The following is a 3,167-nucleotide window of genomic DNA, read 5'->3' as shown; positions in this document are numbered from 1 at the left end:
ACGGGCCGGTTCCGGTGGCGCTTTACGACGGTCGGATGCGGCTGGCCGAGGCGCTGGCTTGCCAGTTTCGCGCCGATCTGCGCGATGCAGGGTTGGCGGGCGGGGCCTGCGGGTTTTCCCTGGCCCTGCCGGCGGAGGCCGGGCTGCTGCGGGTCTGCCGGCTTGACGGCCCGCGTCCGGTCGAGATCGGGCGGCTGCGGCTTGGCCCCACCCCGCGCGGACAGACAAGGCCGCCGCGCCGGGGCGCGCTGACCGAAGCGCTGGGGCCGGGGATCACCGCCTTGCGCGGCGCGCCGCTGCCGGCTCCGACGGCTCCGGCACCGCTCACCCCCCGGCAGGCGCTGCTGTTCGAGCCCACCGATCCTGCCACCGGCGCCCCCCTGCCCGACCCGCTTTGCGCCTACATGGCCTATGCGCGCCCGCGCTACCGGCTGGAGACGGAGTTCGGCTGGGAGACAGCGCCGGAGGAGGCGGCGCATTTCCTCAACTGGATGCTCACCGCCTATGCGCCGATGCGCGCGCCGCTGAAAGTGCCGTTATCGGGCCGCGCGATCCAGTGGCTCAACGCGCCGCTTGTCATGCCGGGCCAGCGCGCGCGCCTCAGCCGCGCGACCTGGGGCGCCTTGATAGGTGCGGCGCATCTGCGGCAGGGGATGGATGTTGCCGATCCCGATTGGCTGGACCGGATCACCTATTGGTGGGCGGTGCATCAGGCCCGCGCCATCGGGGCCGAGGATTGCCTCGTGCCGGACGCCTATGTCGCCCGCCTCGCGGCGCTGCCCGAAGGACAGGACGGGCTGTTCCCGCTGTCGCGCTATCTGCTGTGCTGGCGGGCGGAGGTGCCTGCGCTGGGCGCGCTCGATCCGGCCAGCCTTGAGGACCGTCGCCAGATCACCCTCGCCGCCATGCTGCGCGCGGCCGAGCGGCCCGACACGCTGCGCTACCTGCCGCGCGCCAGTGTCGAAACGCTTTTGAGCGAAGACGCCAGTGGCCAGACGCCCCTTGGCGCCTTCCTCAACACGCTGGACGGGCGCTCGGGTCCATTGCAGCGCGCGCATTACGCCGCCGTTCTGAAAGGGCGCGGCTATGACATGGCGGCGCGCCGCTTCACCACGCGCACGGCGCAAGGCCACCGCCTGCACGCCACCGCCCTGGCCGCGCCTGCGCTGCATGGCGCGCGCGTCGATGTGCAGGTGATCGGGCCGGTGGCCAAGGCGAGCGGGTTGGGGCAGGCGACGCGCGCCTCGGTGGCGGCGCTCAAGGCGGCGGGGATCGCGCCGCAGGTGGTGAATTTCGATCTCGACAACCCCGCGCCAAACATCAAAACCTCTTGCATAGAGCCACAATCCGCCCGCCCCGCGCGGTTCAGCCTGCTGCATCTCAATGCCGAGTCCATCCCCCTGCTCACCGCCTATGCGCCCGACATCACCGACGGCTCCCATACTACCGCCTACATGTTCTGGGAACTGACCCGCCCCGCCGCCTGTCACGCGCTGGCGCTGCGCATGGTGGACGAGATCTGGGCCGCCTCGGACCATGGACGGGCGATCTATGCCGGGGCGTTCGATGGGCCGGTGCAGGTCATGGGGCTGGCCAATCAGATCGCCCCGCAAGCCGATCCGCTGGCCGCGCGCGCCGCGCTGGTGGCGCGCACGGGGTTCGATCCCGGCGGCTTCCTCTGCATGGCGAGTTTCGACAGTTTCTCCTTCGTGCAGCGCAAGAACCCTTTGGCGCTGGTCCGCGCCTTTGCCGAGGCGTTTCCGCAAGGCGGCGCGCAACTGCTGCTCAAGACGCAGAACCGCGCCCGCGTGAGCGATCCGGCGCAGATGGCCGTCTGGGCCGAGATCGACGCCGCGACCAGGGGCGATCCGCGCTTTCGCATCCTCGATGAGACCCTGCCGCATGGCGATCTGCTCACCCTCACCGCCGGGGCCGATGCCTATCTGTCGCTGCATCGGTCCGAGGGCTGGGGCTTTGGCATGATCGAGGCGATGGCTTTGGGCGTGCCGGTGCTGGCGACGGGCTATTCCGGGAACCTCGCCTACTCGGACGAGTCCACCGCCTTTCTGGTGCCCGCGACAGAGGTCGCGCCCGCGCCGTCCGATTACATCTTCACCCCCGAAGGCGGGCTTTGGGGCGCGCCGGATCACGGTGCCGCAATATGGGCCTTGCGGCAGATGCAGGCCAACCCCGCCCTGCGCGCCCGCAAGGCCCATGCGGCGCAGGCGCGGGTCTTGCGGGACTTCTCGCCGGAGGCGGTCGGCGCGCGCTACGCCGCGCGGATCAAGGCGGTGCTGGGGCAAAGTAAAGGACAGGCGGCATGACCCTGATCCTGCCCTTCATCGACCGGCCCGCCTATGTGATGGGGGTCAGTTGGCCGCGCTCGGGCCATCACCTGCTGGCGCGGCTGCTCAGGCTCTATTTCGGCGAAGATTTCACCTATTGCGCCTTTTACGGGCAGGCGGAGTGCTGCGGCACCGCGCCCTGCGCGCGCGCCGGGCGGGTGCGTTATTCCAAGAACCACGATTTCGACGGTCGCCTGCCGCAAGTAAAAGGCCAGCGCGTGCTGATCCAGACACGCGCCTTCACCCCGTCGGTGGTGTCGAATTTCGAACTGTTCCTGCGCGAGGGCGGCGCTGACGATGCCGCCAGTTTCGCCCGCTTCGCCAGTGCGCAATTCACCGCCTGGCGCGGCTTTCAGGCTAAATGGGTGACCTCGCGCTATGGGCAGGGCCAGACGGTGATCGCTTACGAGGAACTGATCGCCGATCCCGCCGCCGCGCTGGCTCGCGCGCTCGGCACCTTCGGCGAGGCGCAGCCCGACGCGGGCCGGATGCGCGCCGCCATTGCCCGCGTCGATGGCGAGGAGGTGGCCGAGCGCCGGATCAGGCCGCGCCCCGGCGCCGGCGTTCACAGCCCTCGCGATGTGACGCAATTTCGCCATTACGATGCCGGAACATTCGCCCATCTGGACAAATTGCGGCTGACTCGTCAGGAGGTGAACGCAGTGTTCCGCCGCCATCTTGGCCGGGACGCTGCCGAGGCAAACATGCTGGCATTGCAGACCATGCGCTCACCGGGCGCGGTGGAGCATATGGTTCTCGGCTCAACCGAATACACCGTCCGGGGCCACAGCCTGCAGGCGGTCTGACCTGCGAGGCGCATCA

The 3,167-nt window shown here is 69.9% G+C and carries 2 protein-coding genes; both read left to right on the top strand.

The window, feature by feature from the left end; translation table 11 throughout:
• Positions 1–2,324: glycosyltransferase (locus ACGKZZ_RS17085; RefSeq protein ID WP_411224724.1), on the top strand; the 2,324-nt coding region annotated here is incomplete at its 5' end.
• Positions 2,321–3,151 (top strand): hypothetical protein, encoded by an 831-nt coding sequence (locus ACGKZZ_RS17080; protein WP_411224723.1) that lies wholly within the window; start codon positions 2,321–2,323, stop codon positions 3,149–3,151. The genes ACGKZZ_RS17085 and ACGKZZ_RS17080, both read left to right, overlap by 4 nt.
• The last annotated feature ends 16 nt before the right edge of the window (positions 3,152–3,167 follow it).

Origin of the sequence: Marivita sp. S2033, assembly GCF_046592965.1 — a bacterium.
Lineage (GTDB): Bacteria > Pseudomonadota > Alphaproteobacteria > Rhodobacterales > Rhodobacteraceae > Marivita.
This window is presented reverse-complemented; position numbering and strand designations above follow the sequence as displayed.

Bases quoted from the DNA above. Each gene is read 5' to 3' on its own strand.
- ACGKZZ_RS17080 (WP_411224723.1), top strand. From the start codon at position 2,321: ATGACCCTGATCCTGCCCTTCATCGACCGGCCCGCCTATGTGATGGGG.